A 17,134-nucleotide genomic window follows, 5' to 3' on the forward strand; every position below is an offset into this window, starting at 1 on the left:
CTCAATTACGAGAAGACCGGCGGACGGCGGCCCGGCCGTCGTAGGCGAGGCGCGCCCGTTCGACCTCGGCCAGGTTGACCGACCACTCGGCGAGCGAGGCGAAGACCGTGGACAGGCTGCGCCCGAGTTCGCTGATCTCGTACTCCACCCGCGGCGGCACTTCAGCGTGGTAAGTGCGCACGACAAGCCCATCGCGCTCCAGCTGGCGCAGGCGTTGGGTCAGCACCTTGGGCGTGATCGTGGTGATGCGGCGCTCCAGCTCGACGAAGCGCTGCCGCCCGAACTCGTTGAGCGCCCACAGGATCGGCGTGGTCCAGCGGCTGAAAACGATGTCGACCACGGGAGCGATCGGGCACGCCTGCTCGGGGGCCTCGTCGGTGTTCTGAGTCACTTTCACCCCTGCGATCCAATACTTTCCTCTAGGTACCTACTCACTTCAGGACAGTACCGTCGCCGGGTCAGTGCAGGGACTCGGAAACGGAGAACGACATGATCGTGGTGACCGGGGCAACGGGGAACGTCGGACGGCCGCTGGTGCGGGCGCTGGCCGAGGCGGGCGAGCGGGTGCTCGCGGTCTCGCGGCGGATCACCGGCCAGGACATCCCTGAGGGAGTTCGACACGAGCAGGCTGATCTGGCCGAACCGGAACAGCTCAAACCCGTCCTCGACGGGGCGACCGCGCTGTTCCTGTTGACCCCGCCCGATTTCCTGGCGGGCGGCGACATCGGACGGCTCCTGGCCTCAGGAGTCCGCCGAGTGGTCCTGCTGTCGTCGCAGGGCGTCGGCACACAACGGCACCCCTCGATCTTCGAGGATGCGGTCAAGGGCTCCAGTCCGGAGTGGACGGTGCTGCGGCCGGGCGGCTTCCACTCGAATGCGTTGCAGTGGGCCGACATCATCCGCACGGAGCGTGCGGCCGCTGCCCCGTTCGCCGACGTGGCGTTGCCGACCATCGACCCCGGCGACATCGCGGCCGCGGCAGCTGTGGTGCTGCGCGAGGACGGTCACAGCGGCCGTACCTACGAGCTGACCGGCCCGGAAGCGATCTCGCCCCGGCAGCAGATCGCGGCGATCGCCGAAGCTCTGGGCGAGCCGGTGTCGTTCACGGAGCTGAGCCGAACCGACGCCAAGGCGCAGATGTTGCGGTTCATGCCGGAGCCGGTGGTGGAGGGCACCCTCGCAGTCCTGGGCGAGCCAACCGCGGCCGAGCAGCTGGTGAGCCCCGACGTCCAGCGTCTCCTCGGTCGTGCACCGCGCACGTTCGCCGAGTGGGCCGGGCGCAATCGCGCGGCCTTCAAATAGTGCTTGCGCCGCAGTGCCACGATCTTGGGTATGGGTGATCGGATCGGGTGGGCGGATCTGCCCGCCCACGTCTGCGCCGCCGTCGAGCAGATCATCGGCGGCCAGGTGGTCGAAGCCGTCTCTCAGCGGGGCGGTTTCTCGCCGGGCACGGCGGACCGGGTGCGAACGGCGAGCGGTGCGCGCGCGTTCGTCAAAGCCGTGAGCCCGGCGCAGGACGACTTCACCCCGCACGTGCACCGCAAGGAAGCACGAGTGACGGCGGTGCTGCCGCCTGAGGTCCCCGCGCCGCGGCTGCTCGGGTCGTACGACGACGGCGACTGGGTGGCGCTGGTGCTGGAAGACGTTGAGGGCAGCCACCCCGCGACACCGTGGAAGTCCGACGAGCTGGGCAAAATCCTCGACACGCTCGCCACATTGGCAACAGTCCAAGCACCGGACCTGACCAGAGCGGACGAGGCACTGGCGGAGGACTTCGCAGGCTGGCAACGGATTTCCGCCGATCCGCCGCACGACCTGGCTCCGTGGGCGGCACGGAACCTGGATGCCTTGTGCGCGCTGGCGGACCGGGGCTTGGCGGCGACGGCTGGCGACACGCTGGTCCACATGGACATCCGATCCGACAACCTCCTGTTGAGCGCGAGTGGCGCGGTGACGGTCGTGGACTGGCCGTGGGCTTGTCGCGGCGCGGAGTGGCTGGACCGCTTGCTGCTACTGGTAAACGTGCGCCTCCACGGTGGCCACGACACCACCGCGCTGCTCGCCGACCACACCACGAACGCCGATCCCGATGATGTGATCGCGGTGCTCGCGGGGTTGACCGCGCTCTTCCTCGACGCGGCACGCCAACCACCACCGATGGGACTGCCGACCGTGCGCGCCTTCCAACGGGCTCAAGGTGATGCGGTGCTGTCCTGGCTGCGCGAACTGCTCGGTTGAGAAACGGAGCTGCGCGAACAGCGCGCCGCAGCCCCGCTGTTCCACTCCGGCCTGCCCAGCACCATGGGAGCGGTAGCCGAAGCCGTCCGAACCCATCCCGGCAGCGTCCGCAGTTCTCACCCGCAAGCGTCCGTGTGTGGGTCGAGCCCCTGGACGTGCCTCACGACAACGGGACGCACTTCCCCACGGTCGGCCGCGAGTTCGAACGGCGCGCGCGAATCCGAGCAGTCACCGTCGAGAACGCCGCGTGCGTGCTCGTCCCCGCCAGGCCGCTTGTGGCGTTCGCGGTCGGCCGCCTCCCCGAACTGCTCGCGGCAGACCGGCGGGGCACCGCACAATAGGCGCATGCCGACATACGAGTTCCGCTGCCGCGAGTGTTCCGGCACCTTCGAGGTGAAGCGCCCGATGAGCGCGGCCTCCGACCCCGCGCGCTGCCCCGCCGGTCACGAGGACACGGTGAAGCTGCTGACCACGGTCGGTCTCGCCGGGTCAGCGAGCGCGGCGGCACCCGCGGGAGGCGGTGGGGGCTGCTGCGGCGGAGGCTGCTGCGGCTGACCCGCCTCAGCTACTGCCGTTCCATGCGGCGCAGACCACCCCCTTCCGTCCACAGCTCGATGACGATCTGGTTCCCCTCGACACGCGTGTGCACGACCTCGGTGATGTCGAGGCGGAACAGGTGCGACGGGCCCGGGGGTGCCTCGCCCGCGCTCGCGTCGCTGATCTCCTTGTGGCGCACCGGGTCGGTGATCTCCACCGCGGTACCGGAGAGCTTGGCGTCGCCGGTCCAGGACTCGCCGCCGTTCCCCGTCCCGCAGTGCACCGCACAGCGCGGATCGCGTTGCAGGTCAAGCGCTTTGCGGGATTTCCACATCGCACCGAGCCAGAGCGCTCCGTCGATGAACTCGACCTCGGTGGCGCTGATCCTGGGTGATCCGTCCCGGCGCAGCGTCGCCATGGTCTTGTTCGGGTACGCGTCGAAGCTCTCCCTGACCCGCCGCGCGAACTGCGGGGCCGATGCCTCGACGTCCGACCAAGTTGCCATGCCGCCGAAGCTAGAGCACACCCCTGACAGTCAGCGGCACGAAGCCTCGCCCTCCCCGAAACATCACCAGCGCAGCCCAAACTCCCGTTTCGTACTCTTGTCGGGATTTTGGAGCGCTCTTTTTCCCGTTATGAGTACGAAACGGGGTTCTCTAGACGGCGCCCGCCGGGGATGGGGTGGACGCGCGGGTTGAGGGCATGGGACGGAGTTTACTTGGTGGGCGGAGTGCGAGTGGACTTGTAGGACAGGGCTAGACGGTGTAGTCGCGGAAACCCTTGCCGGTCTTGCGGCCCAGGCGTCCCGCGGTCACCAGGTGCTCCAGCAGCGGGGCGGGCGCGAACCCGGCCTCGCGGAACTCCAGGTACAGCTCCCGCTGGATGGCCAGTGCCACGTCCAGCCCGACCACGTCCAGCAGCGCGAACGGACCCATCGGCAGGCCGCAGCCGATGGTCATCGCGCCGTCGATGTCGTCGGCGTCGGCGTAGTGCGCCTCCAGCATCCGGACGGCGTCGTTGAGGTACGGGAACAGCAGCGCGTTGACGATGAACCCGGCGCGGTCGCCGCAACTCACCGCGTGCTTGCCGAGCTTCACGCAGACCGCGCGCGCCGTCGCGAGCACGTCCGGCGACGTCGCGATCGTGTGCACCACCTCGACCAGCTTCATCACCTGGGCGGGGTTGAAGAAGTGCAGCCCCACCACGTCCGACGGCCGCGAGGTCGCCGCGGCGCACTCGATCACCGGCAGCGAGGAGGTCGTCGTCGCGAGCACCGCGCCCGGCTTGCACACCTCGTCCAGCGCACCGAAGACCGCCTTCTTGACCTCAAGCTCCTCGGCAACGGCCTCAACGACGAGATCGCAGTCCGCGAAGTCGTCGAAGTTCGTCGTGGTCCGCACTCGCGCGATGGCGGCGTCGCGCTTCTCCTCGGTGAGCTTGCCGCGCAGCACCGCCTTGTTCAGCGACCGCCGCACGGTCTCCAGGGCCGCGTTCGCCTTGACCTCGCTGCGCGCCCGCATCACCACGTCGTGGCCCGCCTTGGCGAACACCTCGACGATGCCGGTCGCCATGGTGCCCGTGCCGATCACGCCGACGCGCTGCACCTCGCGCACGCGTCCGCCCTGCACGACGTCGCCCGGCGTCTGCGCGTCCGGCACGACGATCGGCGAGTCGACGTCGTCGTAGGTGTAGAAACCGCGCCCGGACTTCCGGCCGAGCAGGCCCGCCGTGATCATCTGCTTGAGCACGGGCGCGGGCGCGTGCAGCCGGTTCCGCGACTGGTGGTACATCGTGTCGAGGATCTCGTAGGCGGTGTCCAGGCCCATGAGGTCCAGCAGCTGCAACGGTCCCATCGGGTAGCCGCAGCCGAAGCGCATCGCCGCGTCGATGTCCTCCCGCGACGCGTAGCGCGACTCGAACATCCGCACGGCGTGGTTGAGGTAGCCGAACAGCAGCGCGTTGGCGATGAACCCGGCGCGGTCGCCGATCACCACCGGCACCTTGCCGAGGCGCTCGACGAACGCGACCACGTCGGTGATCACGTCCGGCTCGGTGACCACCGTGCGCACCACCTCGACCAGCTTGAGCACCGGCGCAGGGTTGAAGAAGTGCATCCCGACGACCTTGCCCGGCCGCTTGGTGACCACCGACAGCTCGGTCACCGACAGCGAGGAGGTGTTCGACGCCAGGATCACGTCGGGGCGGCACACGCGGTCCAGCTCGGCGAAGACCTCGGCCTTGAGCTCCATCCGCTCCGGAACCGCCTCGATCACCATGTCGACCTCGGCGAGATCGGAAAGCGTTGTGCTGTAACGAATCCTGTTGAACAGCTCGCTCTGGTCACCGCTGGAGAGCTTGTCCCGCTTGACCGCGCGCGCCGTGGAGTGCTCCAGGTGCGCGCGCCCGCGCCGCACCGTGTCCTCGTCGAGTTCCACCGCCACGACCCGCAGCCCGGTGCGGGCGAGCACCTCCGCGATGCCCGCACCCATGGTGCCGAGTCCGACAACTCCCACTGTGCCAATGCTCGATCCCGCAAGCGAATCTTCGGTGTCGATGCGAGCCACGGGCTTGCCTCCCACGTCATCGGGGAACCGGAGCGCTCAGGACCGAGCACGCTACGCGCCGGTAACTTGACGTGATAGTGCCACGTTCGACGAGGTGGGCGCCGTGAGCTTCGCCACGGCGAGCGCGGAGAGTCACATGGCGGGCAGCTTCGGGGCGATCACCTCGGCCGCCGCGCGGGCCTTCTGGCAGGACGCCTCCGCGCCGGCGGAGCTGACCACCATGACGCTGAGCGTCTCCTTCTTCCCGGGAACCGGCTCGAACGGGATGTGCGTCACCTCGACCGTGCACGGGATCGGCGCGCCCGGGATGGCGAACGGCAGCTGGGTGGTGGTGGAGGGCCTGCCCGCGATCGGCGCGATCTCCTTGACCATCTGGTCGCCCGCCCTGGGGATCAGGTTGGTGGTCACGTTGATGGCCAGCGTCTCGGTCTTGATGCTCTTGGGATCAGCGCTCCACATGCAGCCGCGGAAGCCCAGACCGGGGTGGCGCGGCGGCGTGGCACCGAGCGCGGCCGTGACCGCGTCGGGGGAGACCAGTCCGCACACGTCGATGCCCAGCAACGAGTTGGCGGGCAGCGTGCGGCGCGCGACGGGGCCGGAACGCAGCACCTTCAGCACGCTGGACACCACGGTCTCCGCGGACTCGCACGGCTCCGCGCGGGTGTCGTTGTTCCTGGTCGTGACCTCGATGTTGACCATCGACTTGTCCTTGAAGACGAGCCTGCGCGTGCAGATCCGCTTCTCCTCGCCCGAGTAGACGGTGACGTCGTCGCGCTGCTCCTTGGTCAGCTTGCCCCGGGAGCCCGTACTCGCCCGGTCCTCGTCCTGGAAGAACATGCTCGCGTCCAGCTCGATGTCGACGACGCCGAGGGTCGGCGCGGGCTTGCCGTCCTCGCTCTCCTGGGGGCCGTCGCCGTCCCACACCTCGATCCCGACCACGCAGAGGTCCACCTTGGTGGCGCCGCCGACGTACTTGGAGGGCTTGCCGAGCTTGTCCTGGTGCTCCTTCGGGAACAGCGCGCAGGGGTCGAGATCCTTGCGCGCGGCCAACTCCGTGCCACCCAAACCGGTGACCGGACCGCTGCCCGCGTCGATCTTGCCCTTGGCCTTCTTGGCCTGCTCCTCCGCTCCCGGAGCGGCTACCGGCTCACCGGTCACCGAGGACGCGCAACCGGCCGACAGTGCGATGGACGCCACCGCGAAGGTGACGAGGAAACGGGACCCCCAGCTGGACATGGCGGCATGCTAGGCCCTCAGGGGGTCCGGGGCAGCCTCGACCACACTTTTGCCGCCAGATCGAGCGCGGTCGCGCACAACCACCGCGGTTCCCGTTCCGCGAACACGATCAGCGCGACCGTTTCGACCTTGTCGCGCGCGAAACCGATGTGTTGGGTGGCGACCCGGCAGCCCGGCGGCAGTGGCGCGTCCGCGGGTTCGGCGCGTACCTGCGTCGCTCGTCCTTCCAGGTCCCTGACATCGGTGAGCCGCTGCGTGCTGACGCTGATGTTCAGCACGACCCCCGCATAGTCGGGTTTGCTTGCGCCCCAACGACAGTTGTGCCGGTTCGGACCATGCCTGGGTTCAACTGCTCCCGCGACGACAGCGGCCTGCTCCGTCGTCAGCAGCTCGCACGGATCGACGTGCAGCCACGAACTCGGCGAGGCCGCGAAGAACCGGTACTTCCCTTGCAGCACCGAGGAAACGACGGAGTCCGCAAGCGCGGCCGCGATGGCGCACGGGTCGGCTTTGGCGCCGTCCTTGGGAACCGCGTTCACTTCCACGTAGCGCAGGTCCGGGAAGACGACGTTCGCCGCGCAGGTGTCCTCGTAAGGCTTCGGCTCGGTCACGCGCAACTTGCCGTGCCGGGTGAACGCGGTGCCGAGTTCCCGCTCGTCGGTGAGCCGGTTGTCGGTCAGCACTCCGAGGTAGATCGTGCCGCCCGCTGGCTGGGCGACCGGGATCTCGCAGGCGTTGAAGTCGAACGGCTCGATCCGCTCGGGCGGGGTGCCGTAGCGGCCGGGCAGCGCGGGATCGACGAAACCGCACGGGTCGACGCGGTGCCAGTCGATGATCACTCCGGGCGGCGCGGCGGGCGCGTCCGGCACCGCGCAGGCCGTGCCGCTGACCAGCAGCGCGCCGACGACGCAGATCCCCCCGAATCCCATGCGGCCGACACTAGGTCAGCCCCGGTGCGCCCGCACCCGGTCGCCGCTACTCGCCGAACCCGGATTCCAGCAGCTCAGCCAGGGTGTCGATGGCGTGGCGCGCCTCCCGGCCAACCGCCCGGACGAGTAACTCGTCACCGCCTCGCGCGCCCAGCCCCATCAGCGCGAGCACGCTGTGCGCGTCAACTTCCTGGTCGCCGCACCGGATCGAGACCTCGGCGTCCAGCTCGGCAACCGCGCGGGCGGTCAGCGCGGCGGGGCGGGCGTGCAGGCCGAGTTCGTTGCGCAGCACCACCGCGCGCTCCAGCAGCCCGTCGCCCTCGCCGTAGACGTGCCGGTCGAGCTCCATCTCGTCGAAGGCCTCGCCCTGCACGAAAGCGTGCGCCATGGCGGCCGCGGAACCGACCGCGTCCAGGTCCGCGCCGCCCTGCGCGCACACCGCCGCGGCGACCGCGCCCTCGACCAGCGGCGCGTCGGCGACGATGGCGCGGATCGGCGTGGTGAGGGATTCGACGGCCAGTTCCGCGGTCATCTGCGCGCTGCCGAGGTCGTAGAGCAGGACCACCCCGGCGCCGGAGTCGGCCCGCTCCAGCGCCGCCGACACACCGTCGAAGTCCGTGCCCAGTCCCCCGTCCGCGGTGCCACCGGCGGGCATGATCCGCACGTCAGGAGCCATCTGGGCGGCCAGTTCCGCCACACCCGCCGCCAGCGCGGCGCTGTGCGAGACGATGACCAGGCCGACTCTCACCAACCGCTCCTTCTCACCGTCGTGCGGCCTCGGCCAGCGCGCGCAGCAGCACCGCGGTGGACCGAGCGCCGGGATCGAGGTGGCCCGCACTCCGTTCGCCCAGGTAGGAGGCGCGTCCCTTGCGCGCGACCAGCGGAACCGTCGAGGCCGCGCCCTCCTCCGCCGCATCCGCCGCCGCCAGCAGCACGGCGCGCACGCCGGAGTCCACAGTGGACTGCGCGGCGGTCACGGCCGGGGTGAGCGCGTCGACCATCGTCTTATCGCCGGGAGCGGCTTTTCCGCGCGCCACAACGCCTTCGAGGGCGGCGGCCAGCGCGTTCGCGGCCAGCTGACCGTCCACTTCGGACGCATCGCCGAGGGCGGTCGCCGCGCGCAGGAACGCCGTCCCGTAGAGCGGCCCCGCCGCCCCGCCGACCGTGGAGATCAACGTCGTCGCGGTCACCTTCAGCACCGACGCGGGGCCGTCGAAGCCCCCGCCGTCGAGCTTGGCCAGCACGGCGGTGAACCCCCGGTGCAGGTTCTCGCCGTGGTCGCCGTCGCCGATCTCGCGGTCCAGCTCCACCAGCTCGTCCCGGTACTCGCGGACCACCTCGGCCGCCGCCCGGACCGCGGCGGTGACGTCCTCGACGGAGCAACCCATTCAGCACCCCCAACGCAGCGCGGCAGTGTGCACCGGAGCGTCCCACAAGTCGATCAACTCGTCGTCGAGCCGACACAGCGTCAGGCTCATCCCCTGCATCTCCAGGCTGGTCACGTACGGCCCGACCAGTCTCCGTTCCACGGTGATCCCGCGCTCGGCGAGCAGCCGCTCCGCGATGCCGTGCGCCAGGTAGAGCTCCAGCTGCGGCGTGCCGCCCATCGAGTTGGTGAACAGCAGCGCCCGGTCGCCCTCGGCGAAGGGCAGGTCCTCGGTGATCGCGTCGACGAGGCGGCGCACGATGCCGTCGGCGGGCTCCAGCGGCAGGCGCTCCCGGCCGGGTTCGCCGTGGATACCGATGCCGATCTCCATCTCGTCCTCGGCCAGGGTGAAACTCGGTTCGCCGACGTGCGGGACCGTGCACGCGGTGAGCGCCATGCCGAGGGAGCGGGTGCCCGCGACCACCCGCAGCGCGAGTTGCTCGCAGGTGTCCAGGTCCGCCCCGCGCTCGGCGGCGGCGCCGACGATCTTCTCGACGAGCAGTGTGCCGCCGACTCCGCGCCTGCCCGCCGTGTAGAGCGAGTCCTTCACGGCGACGTCGTCGTCGACCAGCACGGTGCGCACGTCGATCCCCTCGGCGAGGGCGAACTCGGCCGCGGTCTCGAAGTTGAGCACGTCGCCGGTGTAGTTCTTCACGATCAGCAGCACGCCCGCGCCGCCGTGCACCGCCTCGATCGCGGCCTGCACCTGGTCGGGGGTCGGCGAGGTGAACACCGGTCCGGGGCACGCGGCGTGCAGCATGCCGGGGCCGACGAAACCGCCGTGCAACGGCTCGTGCCCGGAGCCCCCGCCGGAGACGACCGCGACGCGTCCGGCGACCGGGGCGTCCGCGCGCAGGATCGCCGCGGGGTCGGTGCGGACGGTGAGCAGGTCCGGGTGGGCCGCCGCCATTCCGCGCAGTGCCTCGGCGACCACCGCCGCCGGATCATTGATGATCTTCTTCATCGCAGCCCTCCTTGCCCGCCCGGGAATGCGCGCCGCACAGCATTGATACCCCGACGCGGGCGCAGTGGGAAAGCACACGCGCCGCTGGCGTCGATCACCGCTCCTTGGTTAGCCTCCCCTAACTTCCGCCGCAGAAGGAGCCCGTCTTGCGCAGCAAGAGCACAGTCACCGCCGCCGCCCTGGCGCTCGCCCTCCTCCTCGGCGCGTGCGCCACCGGCAAACCCCCAGGCGGGCAGCCCGCGGTCGCGGTCGGCGGCTCCGAGTTCGCCAAGGCCGCCGAGGAGAGCGCGAAGTTCGGCACCGACGCCGCGCCCGGTGTCTTCCCGCGCACCATCAAGCACGCCATGGGCAGCACCACGCTGCAGAAGCGCCCGGAACGGGTGATCGTGCTCGACGGCGGCGAACTGGACAACGTGGCCGCGCTGGGCATCCAGCCGGTCGGCGTCGCCTTCGCCGAGGGCTCCCCGGTCATGCCCGGCTACCTCGCCGCCAAGGCGGGCAGCCCGGCCAACGTCGGCACCATCAACACGCTGAAGCTGGAGGCGATCAAGGGCCTGCGGCCGGACCTGATCCTGGGCTCGCGGCTGCGCGCCGAACAGCTCTACCCCAAGCTCGCCGAGATCGCCCCGACCGTGTTCAGCCTCCGCCCCGGGTTCACCTGGAAGGAGAACTTCCGGCTCAACGCCGCGGCCCTGGACCGCACCGCCGACGCCGACGCGCAGCTGGCCGACTACACCCGCCGCGCCAAGGAGATCGGCGCCCGCGCGGAACAGCGGCTCGGCAAGCGCCCCACCATCTCCATGGTCCGCTTCATGCCCGGCCGGATCCGGCTCTACGCGGCCAAGTCGTTCATCGGCACCATCCTGATCGACGCGGGCCTGCCCCGCCCCGCCACCCAGCAGGTCGAGGACCTCGCCGTGGAGGTCAGCATGGAGCAGATCGGCAAGGCCGACGCCGACCGCGTCTTCACCGGCTCCTACGGCGACCCCGCCAAAACCCAGCAGGCCGACGTCCTCGGCGGACAGGTCTGGAAACAACTCCCCGCCGTCAAGGCAGATCACGTCCGCCCCGTCCCCGACGAGACCTGGTTCCTCGGCCTCGGAGTCATCGCCGCCACCCAAGTCCTCACCGACCTAGACACCCTCCTTTCGCCCTGAATGAGTCATTCGGGGCACTGAAGTACCTCAATGACTCATTCAGGGCGCTCAACGCACCGAATGAGTCATTGAGGTACTTCGGGTTATCCACATCCTGACCGGTTGTCCACAGGAGGTGGCTTTCCCGCCCAACAGCCCGCGGCAACTGCCCACGATGGTCCTATGCGTCGAGGAACCTGGGCAGCAGATGCCGACCTGATCTACCGGCAGAGCAGTCGTGGCGTAATCCGTGCGGCCACGCTGATCGGCATGGGAATGATGTCGCGAACTGTCTACGGCCGATGCCGAGCAGGCGGACCGTGGCGGAGGCTGCTTCCCGGCGTGATCCTGCTGAGTCCCGGTCAACCATCTGCGGAACAGCGCATAGCGGCAGCACTGCTGTACGCCCGCCACGGGGCCATCGTGACGGGACGAGAGGCCTGTCGACTGCACGGACTCCGGCAGCTGCCGGACATCGACAAGGTCCACCTGCTCGTCAACGACTTCCGCAAGCCTCTCAGCAGCGAGTTCGTCATCGTGGAACGCACAACACGACTGCCGCCACCGCAAACCAGGAACGGCTTTCCGGTGGCGCCTCTGGTGCGGGCCGCGCTGGACACGTCCCGGCGGTTGCGTACTCCGGACCCGGTCCGGGCGCTGCTGGCAGAAGCCGTCCAGCGTGGGCGCTGCAAACTGGAGGACCTCGAACGCGAGCTGGCGCAGGGAAGTCAGCGTGGTTCAGCGGTTCCGCGCCGAGTGCTGGCAGCCATCAGTCTCGGCGCGAGGTCAGTCGCCGAGATGGATGCGATGCGCGTCTGGGAACGAAGCGGTCTGCCGAAGGCGCAGTGGAACGTGCCTGTTCGTGATGCCCACGGCACGCTCATCGGTGTACCGGACGCGTGGTGTGCGGAGGCATCGCTCGCCTGGGAGATCGACTCGTACGAGTTCCATCTCAACCCGAAGGACTACGCGAGGACCCTGCAGCGGAACACGCGCTACGCAATGGCCGGAATCCATGTGGTGCAAACGCTCCCGAGCCGCCTCCGGACAGCACCCGACGACGTCGCCGCCGAACTGGTCCAGGCTTACGAAGCCGCCATCTCCCGCGCCCGCGGAACGGCCTGAGTGCCCTGAATGAGTCATTCGGGGAGTTAGAGGCCCTCAATGACTCATTCAGGGCACTCAAGTACCCCAATGACTCGTTCAGGGCGAAAAAAGGGGTTAGGGGCGGTAGAGGATGCGGACCAGGCGGACGAGGCGGCGGAGGGTGCCGTTGGAGCGGGCGAAGGTGTTGGGTTGCAGGGGCGCCCAGAAGCGGCGGCGGGTGACCGATTGGGGGCGGGCGAACTCGCGCAGGCCGTCCGCGCCGTGGATGCGGCCGAAGCCGGAGTCGCCGACGCCGCCGAAGGGCAGGGCGGCGATGCCCGCGAAGGAGACGACGCCGTTGACCGAGACCATGCCGCAGCGCAGGCGGCGGGCCAGCTCGGGGCCGCGGGAGCGGGAGAACACGGTCGCGCCGAGGCCGTAGTTGGTGGCGTTGGCCAGCTCCACGGCTTCGTCCACATTGGACACCCGCTTGACGGTGAGCGTGGGGCCGAAGGTCTCCTCGGTGACGGCGGAGGAGTCCTCGGGCACGTCCACGAGCACCACGGGTTCCACGTACGGCGGGCGGACCGAGTCGAGGCCGCCGACGACGGCGCGGCCGCCCTTGTCGAGCGCGTCGGCGATGTGCGCGCGGATCACGCCGACCTGCTCGGGCATGGTGATCGGGCCGAGGTGCGCGCTGGGCTGGCCGCCGGGCTTGAGCTTGCGGGCGCGGCGCACGACGAGCTCGGTGAAGCGGTCGGCGACGGAATCCACGACGTAGACGCGTTCCACGCCGACGCAGGTCTGCCCGGCGTTGGACATGCCACCCCAGACGGCGGCCTCGGCGGCGGCCTCCAGGTCGGCGTCGGCGTCGACGATCAGCGGGTCCTTGCCGCCGCACTCCACGAGCACCGGGGTCAGCGACTCGGCGCAGGCGGCCATCACGCGCTTGCCGGTCGCGGTCGAACCGGTGAACGCGACCTTGTCGACACCGGAGCGGCAGAGCGCGGCGCCGGTCGCGCCGAAGCCGGTGACGACGGTCAGGACCGGGTGCTCGGGCACGATCTCAGCGAGGGTCGACGCCAGCCACTCGCCGACGCCGGGGGTCAGTTCGCTGGGCTTGAAGACCACGGCGTTGCCCGCGGCGAGCGCGTAGGCGATCGACCCCATCGGGGTGAACGCCGGGTAGTTCCACGGCCCGATCACGCCGACGACGCCCATCGGCAGGTACTCCACCGTCGCCGCCTGGTTGAACATCAGCTTGCCCGGGGAGACCCGGCGCCGCCGCAGCACCTTCTCCGCGTTGCGCGCGGCCCAGTGCAGGTGGTCGATCACCAGGACGAGCTCGAGCCGGGCGTCGTCGAGCGGTTTGCCGGTCTCGGCGCAGACCAGTTCGGTGATGTCGTCGAGCCTGCGCAGGACCAACGCGCGCCAGGCGTCCAGCCGCCGCTTGCGCTCCGCGTGGTCGAGTCCGCCCCACCAGACCGAGGCCTTGCGCGCGCGAGTGACGGCCGCGCGCACCTCGATCGGCGAGTGCACCCGGTGCCTGCCGATCACCTCGGCGGTGCGCGGGTCCAGGGAGGTGAACCACTGCTCGTCAGCCTGCTGGGACACGGCTCGGCTCATCGCGATCTCCCCGTCCGTTCAGAAAACCTTTCGGTTACCAAACAGTACGCAACACTTCGGGGCCAAGGGGAGACCCTCTGTGATCGGTCACACAGCCGGAGCTACGGCTTGGGCAGCTTGGGCAGCAGCGCCTTCACCACGGTCGTGGCCTTGCCGCAGAGGTCGACCTCGACGCCCTTCTTGCTGTTGTCGAAGCTGACCTCGACGACCTCGCCCTTGCCGGCGGTGGTGGCCTTGTGCATCCACTCCATCTTGCAGGAGGCGTTGAAGCTGTCCTCCTTGCGCTGGTAGATGGTGACCCCGTCGATGGTCACGACCTGCGCCTTCTTGTTCTGGCTGCTGTCCTTGGGATCGGTGGCCTCGCGGAACTCGATCCCGAAGTAGAGGCTGTCCCGCCGGAAGGTGCACCGGTACATGTCGTAGGAGGAGATGGTCGGCGTTCCGCCGAGCAGCTCGGTCGCGGTGACCGCGGGGAAGACCGCGCACGGGTCGACCACGGTCACCGAGCCCTTGTTGTCCTGCGCGCGCAGCGGCGGGTTGGTCCGGATCCGGTTGATCACCGTCTCGTTGAGCCGCCTGCCGACGTCGCAGGAGTCACCCTCGTAGTCGACCTGGGCCACGATGCCCAGCACGGACGAGCCCTCCTGGGTCACCGACTTGACGAAGCACGTGGTGGTCGAGGTCGACTCGACGGTCGTGAGGCCACCCACCTTGATCGTCTTGGCGGTGTCCAGGATGGTGATGTTCTGGCCGAGGCGGAGGGTGATGCTCAGCCGCTTGCCGCTGCCGTCCTTCATGTAGTTGGCGCAGTCGGAGAGCGCGACCGACCTGCTGGCCGCGGGCACCCCGAAGCCGGACAGTGTCTGGGTGTCCATCAGCTGGCACGGGTCGACCGCGCGCAGCCGCTCGGCGGCGAACGCGGGCTCGACCGGGCGCGGCGGCTGGTTGGGCTGCGTCTTCGGCGCCACCTTGGCAGGCACGACTGTCCTCGGGTGGGTGACCTTGGCCAGGTCGGCCTGGCTCCCGCATCCGGCGAGCAGGATCGCCGAGGACAGGGCGATGGCCGACCACGCGGTTCTGGCTGGGCTGCGCACGACGTGCACGGTAGCGACCCGCGTCCGGACGCGTGCAGGGAACCTCATGATCAGGGCTGATTCGATACACAGCGTGCGCGATGTCACGGAGCGGTTCGGGAACGATACAGAAGCTCCCTTCGATGTACTGGGTGGAAGCACCACTCAGTACATCGAAGGAGGTGAACACATGCGCCAGACCAGGCGGAGTACCCGCCCGGCCCGACGCGGACTGGTCCGCACGGGCCTCGGCCGCGCGGTCCGCTGGATCGACGACTGGACCGTCGAGGCCTTCAACCCGGTCTACCCCTACCGGGGCAGCGACCGCCGCTAGTGCCCTGGTTCGCCGACGCCATCGGCGTCGTCGGCGAACTCCGAGGGCACCACCACCGGCCGCGCCTTCGCCCAGACGACGAAGATCGCCGCCGTGACGAGCATGCCCAGCCCGGCCCACAGGTTGACGTTGATCCCGGCCGCCTTCTGGATCTCCTCGGCCGTGGTGAAGCCGGCGCCGGTGATCGTCAGCACCACCCCGTACACGCCGAAGAGCAACGCGATGATCAGGCGGAGGTCGAACAGGCCCGCCTTCTTCGAGTGCGAAGTCATGGTCTCGTCTCCTCCGGCTCAGATGAACAACAGGCTCAGCACGACGGTCAGCCCGAGCACCCCGGCGCCGAGCACGGCGGGCGAGCGGTACCACCCGGCGTCCTCACCGGTGACCGAGTGCGCGCGGTCCGCCTTCGGCGTGAGGCTGTAGACCAGGCCGACCAGTTCCTTGTCCGGCTTCGGCTTGGTGACCAGCGAGACCGCGACACTGACCAGGATGTCCACCACGAACGCCGCGCCCGCGCCGACGAACGCCGGGCCCTGGCCGGTCAGGCTGAGCACCTCGGCGGCGACCAGCCGGTCCACCGCGACCGCGGCGAGCGTGCCCGCGACCAGGCCGATCCAGCCCGCCGCCGGGGTCATCCGCTTCCAGAACATCGCCAGGATGAACGTGGCGAACAGCGGCGCGTTGAAGAACGAGAACAGCGTCTGGATGTAGTCCATGATGTTGCCGTAGCCGGAGGCGATGAGCGCGGTGAAGATCGCCACCACCATGCCGCCGACGGTCGCGAGGCGGCCGACGCGCAGGTAGTACTCGTCCGGCCGGTCCTTGCGCACGTAGCTCTGCCACAGGTCGTAGGTGAAGACCGTGTTGAAGGAGCTGACGTTGGCCGCGACACCGGCCATGAAGGACGCGAGCAGACCGGCGAGCGCGACGCCGAGGAAGCCGTTGGGCAGCAGGTCCCGCATCAAGTACATGATCGCGTGGTTGTACTCGACCCCTTCGGCCCCCGCGCCCTGCTTCAGCGCGGTGATCTCCGGGACCGCGACCGCGGCGATCATGCCGGGGATCACGATGACGGCCGGGATCAGCACCTTCGGGTAGGCGCCGATGATCGGGGTGCGCTTGGCCGCGGACATGCTCTTGGCCGACATGGCGCGCTGCACCTCGGCGAAGTTCGTCGTCCAGTAGCCGAAGGAGAGCACGAAGCCGAGACCGAAGACCAGGCCGATCACGCTCAGGGTGGCGTCGGCGATACCGGTCAGGCCGGTGGCGGGCCATGCGGAGAGCTGCTCGGGGCCACCGACGCTCGCGCTGACCTTGTCGACCAGGCCCTGCCAGCCGCCGACCTTGGTGAGACCGATGATGGTCAGCGGCAGCAGCGCCGCCACGATCACGAAGAACTGCAGCACCTCGTTGTAGATCGCCGCCGAGAGGCCGCCGAGGGTGGTGTAGGCCAGCACGACCGCCGCGGCGATCACGATGGACACCGAGATGGACCAGCCGAGCAGCGCGTTCATGATCAGCGCCAGCGCGAACAGGTTCACACCCGCGATCAGCACCTGGGCCACGGCGAAGCTCAGCGCGTTCACCAGGTGCGCGCCCGGACCGAACCGGCGGCGCAGGAACTCGGGAACGCTGCGCACCTTCGAGCCGTAGTAGAACGGCATCATCACCAGGCCGAGGAAGACCATGGCCGGGATGGCGCCGATCCAGTAGTAGTGCACGGTCGCGATGCCGTGCTGCGCGCCGTTGGCGGTCATGCCGAGCAGTTCCAGCGCTCCCAGGTTGGCCGAGATGAAGGCCAGACCTGTCACCCACGCGGGCAGTGACCGCCCGGAGAGCAGGAAGTCCAGGCTGCTGGACACGGAGCGCCGGGCCAGGAACCCGATACCGAGCACCAGCACGAAGTACACGCCGAGCAGCGTGTAGTCCAGCCAGCTCGCATCGAGCAGGGGCTCCGACGACTTGGCGAGTTCGATCACGCCGCC

The 17,134-nt window shown here is 69.5% G+C and carries 18 protein-coding genes and 2 pseudogenes; 8 read left to right on the forward strand and 12 right to left on the reverse strand.

Features of this window, described 5'->3' with window-relative positions; genetic code table 11:
• Nucleotide 1 precedes the first annotated feature (1 nt).
• Nucleotides 2-391 carry a winged helix-turn-helix transcriptional regulator gene (locus tag NLX83_RS02930; protein ID WP_254233312.1) on the reverse strand — a complete coding sequence of 130 codons (390 nt, stop codon included), beginning with the start codon at nt 389-391 and terminating at the stop codon, nt 2-4.
• Nucleotides 392-489: 98 nt separating this feature from the next.
• Here NLX83_RS02930 and NLX83_RS02935 point away from each other — a divergent pair, with 98 nt between their 5' ends.
• The 5 genes and pseudogenes from NLX83_RS02935 to NLX83_RS02950 all read left to right on the forward strand — a co-directional run bounded on the left by NLX83_RS02935 (nt 490) and on the right by NLX83_RS02950 (nt 2,793).
• Nucleotides 490-1,302 (forward strand): SDR family oxidoreductase, encoded by an 813-nt coding sequence (locus tag NLX83_RS02935; RefSeq protein ID WP_254233313.1) that lies wholly within the window; start codon nt 490-492, stop codon nt 1,300-1,302.
• A gap of 30 nt (nt 1,303-1,332) precedes the next feature.
• On the forward strand, nt 1,333-2,238 hold the full coding sequence (locus NLX83_RS02940) for a phosphotransferase (RefSeq protein WP_254233314.1): 906 nt from the start codon (nt 1,333-1,335) through the stop codon (nt 2,236-2,238).
• 9 nt (nt 2,239-2,247) lie between these two features.
• A pseudogene (locus NLX83_RS42210) lies at nt 2,248-2,321 on the forward strand (hypothetical protein); the annotation flags it as partial.
• 24 nt (nt 2,322-2,345) lie between these two features.
• Nucleotides 2,346-2,579: pseudogene (locus NLX83_RS41730) on the forward strand (AAC(3) family N-acetyltransferase); the annotation flags it as partial.
• A 4-nt stretch (nt 2,580-2,583) separates the two neighbouring features.
• Nucleotides 2,584-2,793, forward strand: a complete 210-nt coding sequence (locus NLX83_RS02950) for an FmdB family zinc ribbon protein (protein WP_254233316.1) — start codon at nt 2,584-2,586, stop codon at nt 2,791-2,793.
• 10 nt (nt 2,794-2,803) lie between these two features.
• On the opposite strand, the gene NLX83_RS02955 is transcribed toward NLX83_RS02950, so the two are convergent.
• The 7 genes from NLX83_RS02955 to dhaK form a co-directional block, all read right to left on the reverse strand.
• Complete coding sequence (locus NLX83_RS02955) at nt 2,804-3,280, reverse strand: pyridoxamine 5'-phosphate oxidase family protein (protein ID WP_254233317.1); 477 nt, start codon at nt 3,278-3,280, stop codon at nt 2,804-2,806.
• Between the two features lie 250 nt (nt 3,281-3,530).
• Entirely contained in the window at nt 3,531-5,297 is a 1,767-nt protein-coding gene (locus tag NLX83_RS02960) for a 3-hydroxybutyryl-CoA dehydrogenase (protein WP_308209319.1), read from the reverse strand.
• 174 nt (nt 5,298-5,471) lie between these two features.
• On the reverse strand, nt 5,472-6,575 hold the full coding sequence (locus NLX83_RS02965; RefSeq protein WP_254233318.1) for a DUF3558 domain-containing protein: 1,104 nt from the start codon (nt 6,573-6,575) through the stop codon (nt 5,472-5,474).
• A 17-nt stretch (nt 6,576-6,592) separates the two neighbouring features.
• Nucleotides 6,593-7,504 carry a DUF3558 domain-containing protein gene (locus tag NLX83_RS02970; RefSeq protein ID WP_254233319.1) on the reverse strand — a complete coding sequence of 304 codons (912 nt, stop codon included), beginning with the start codon at nt 7,502-7,504 and terminating at the stop codon, nt 6,593-6,595.
• A 46-nt stretch (nt 7,505-7,550) separates the two neighbouring features.
• Complete coding sequence (gene dhaM / locus NLX83_RS02975; RefSeq protein WP_254233320.1) at nt 7,551-8,252, reverse strand: dihydroxyacetone kinase phosphoryl donor subunit DhaM; 702 nt, start codon at nt 8,250-8,252, stop codon at nt 7,551-7,553.
• Nucleotides 8,253-8,265: 13 nt separating this feature from the next.
• Nucleotides 8,266-8,892 (reverse strand): dihydroxyacetone kinase subunit DhaL, encoded by a 627-nt coding sequence (gene dhaL, locus NLX83_RS02980; RefSeq protein WP_254233321.1) that lies wholly within the window; start codon nt 8,890-8,892, stop codon nt 8,266-8,268.
• A complete protein-coding gene (dhaK, locus tag NLX83_RS02985) occupies nt 8,893-9,894 on the reverse strand; it encodes a dihydroxyacetone kinase subunit DhaK (protein WP_254233322.1) in 1,002 nt (333 codons plus the stop codon). It lies immediately after the preceding gene.
• 146 nt (nt 9,895-10,040) lie between these two features.
• Between dhaK and NLX83_RS02990 the strand changes: the two genes are divergently transcribed.
• A complete protein-coding gene (locus NLX83_RS02990; RefSeq protein ID WP_254233323.1) occupies nt 10,041-11,051 on the forward strand; it encodes an ABC transporter substrate-binding protein in 1,011 nt (336 codons plus the stop codon).
• A gap of 162 nt (nt 11,052-11,213) precedes the next feature.
• Complete coding sequence (locus tag NLX83_RS02995) at nt 11,214-12,155, forward strand: hypothetical protein (protein WP_254233324.1); 942 nt, start codon at nt 11,214-11,216, stop codon at nt 12,153-12,155.
• Between the two features lie 96 nt (nt 12,156-12,251).
• On the opposite strand, the gene NLX83_RS03000 is transcribed toward NLX83_RS02995, so the two are convergent.
• A complete protein-coding gene (locus NLX83_RS03000) occupies nt 12,252-13,742 on the reverse strand; it encodes an aldehyde dehydrogenase family protein (RefSeq protein ID WP_254233325.1) in 1,491 nt (496 codons plus the stop codon).
• Nucleotides 13,743-13,843: 101 nt separating this feature from the next.
• Nucleotides 13,844-14,836: a DUF3558 domain-containing protein gene (locus NLX83_RS03005; protein ID WP_254233326.1), complete on the reverse strand. Its 993-nt coding sequence runs from the start codon at nt 14,834-14,836 to the stop codon at nt 13,844-13,846.
• Nucleotides 14,837-15,005: 169 nt separating this feature from the next.
• Here NLX83_RS03005 and NLX83_RS03010 point away from each other — a divergent pair, with 169 nt between their 5' ends.
• A complete protein-coding gene (locus NLX83_RS03010) occupies nt 15,006-15,149 on the forward strand; it encodes a hypothetical protein (RefSeq protein ID WP_254233327.1) in 144 nt (47 codons plus the stop codon).
• Here NLX83_RS03010 and NLX83_RS03015 read toward each other — a convergent pair.
• On the reverse strand, nt 15,146-15,421 hold the full coding sequence (locus NLX83_RS03015) for a hypothetical protein (protein WP_254233328.1): 276 nt from the start codon (nt 15,419-15,421) through the stop codon (nt 15,146-15,148). The genes NLX83_RS03010 and NLX83_RS03015 overlap by 4 nt on opposite strands.
• An 18-nt stretch (nt 15,422-15,439) precedes the next feature.
• The gene (locus tag NLX83_RS03020; protein WP_254236056.1) at nt 15,440-17,125 is read right to left on the reverse strand and encodes a sodium:solute symporter family protein; all 1,686 of its coding nucleotides are present in this window, start codon (nt 17,123-17,125) and stop codon (nt 15,440-15,442) included.
• Nucleotides 17,126-17,134 lie beyond the last annotated feature (9 nt).

Origin of the sequence: Allokutzneria sp. A3M-2-11 16 (genome assembly GCF_024213555.1) — a bacterium.
In the GTDB taxonomy this organism is placed as follows: domain Bacteria; phylum Actinomycetota; class Actinomycetes; order Mycobacteriales; family Pseudonocardiaceae; genus Allokutzneria.

Bases quoted from the DNA above. Each gene is read 5' to 3' on its own strand.
- NLX83_RS02935 (WP_254233313.1), top strand. From the start codon at position 490: ATGATCGTGGTGACCGGGGCAACGGGGAACGTCGGACGGCCGCTGGTG.
- NLX83_RS02940 (WP_254233314.1), top strand. From the start codon at position 1,333: ATGGGTGATCGGATCGGGTGGGCGGATCTGCCCGCCCACGTCTGCGCC.
- NLX83_RS02950 (WP_254233316.1), top strand. From the start codon at position 2,584: ATGCCGACATACGAGTTCCGCTGCCGCGAGTGTTCCGGCACCTTCGAG.
- NLX83_RS02955 (WP_254233317.1), bottom strand. From the start codon at position 3,280: ATGGCAACTTGGTCGGACGTCGAGGCATCGGCCCCGCAGTTCGCGCGG.
- NLX83_RS02965 (WP_254233318.1), bottom strand. From the start codon at position 6,575: ATGTCCAGCTGGGGGTCCCGTTTCCTCGTCACCTTCGCGGTGGCGTCC.
- NLX83_RS02970 (WP_254233319.1), bottom strand. From the start codon at position 7,504: ATGGGATTCGGGGGGATCTGCGTCGTCGGCGCGCTGCTGGTCAGCGGC.
- dhaL (WP_254233321.1), bottom strand. From the start codon at position 8,892: ATGGGTTGCTCCGTCGAGGACGTCACCGCCGCGGTCCGGGCGGCGGCC.
- dhaK (WP_254233322.1), bottom strand. From the start codon at position 9,894: ATGAAGAAGATCATCAATGATCCGGCGGCGGTGGTCGCCGAGGCACTG.
- NLX83_RS02995 (WP_254233324.1), top strand. From the start codon at position 11,214: ATGCGTCGAGGAACCTGGGCAGCAGATGCCGACCTGATCTACCGGCAG.
- NLX83_RS03000 (WP_254233325.1), bottom strand. From the start codon at position 13,742: ATGAGCCGAGCCGTGTCCCAGCAGGCTGACGAGCAGTGGTTCACCTCC.
- NLX83_RS03010 (WP_254233327.1), top strand. From the start codon at position 15,006: ATGCGCCAGACCAGGCGGAGTACCCGCCCGGCCCGACGCGGACTGGTC.
- NLX83_RS03015 (WP_254233328.1), bottom strand. From the start codon at position 15,421: ATGACTTCGCACTCGAAGAAGGCGGGCCTGTTCGACCTCCGCCTGATC.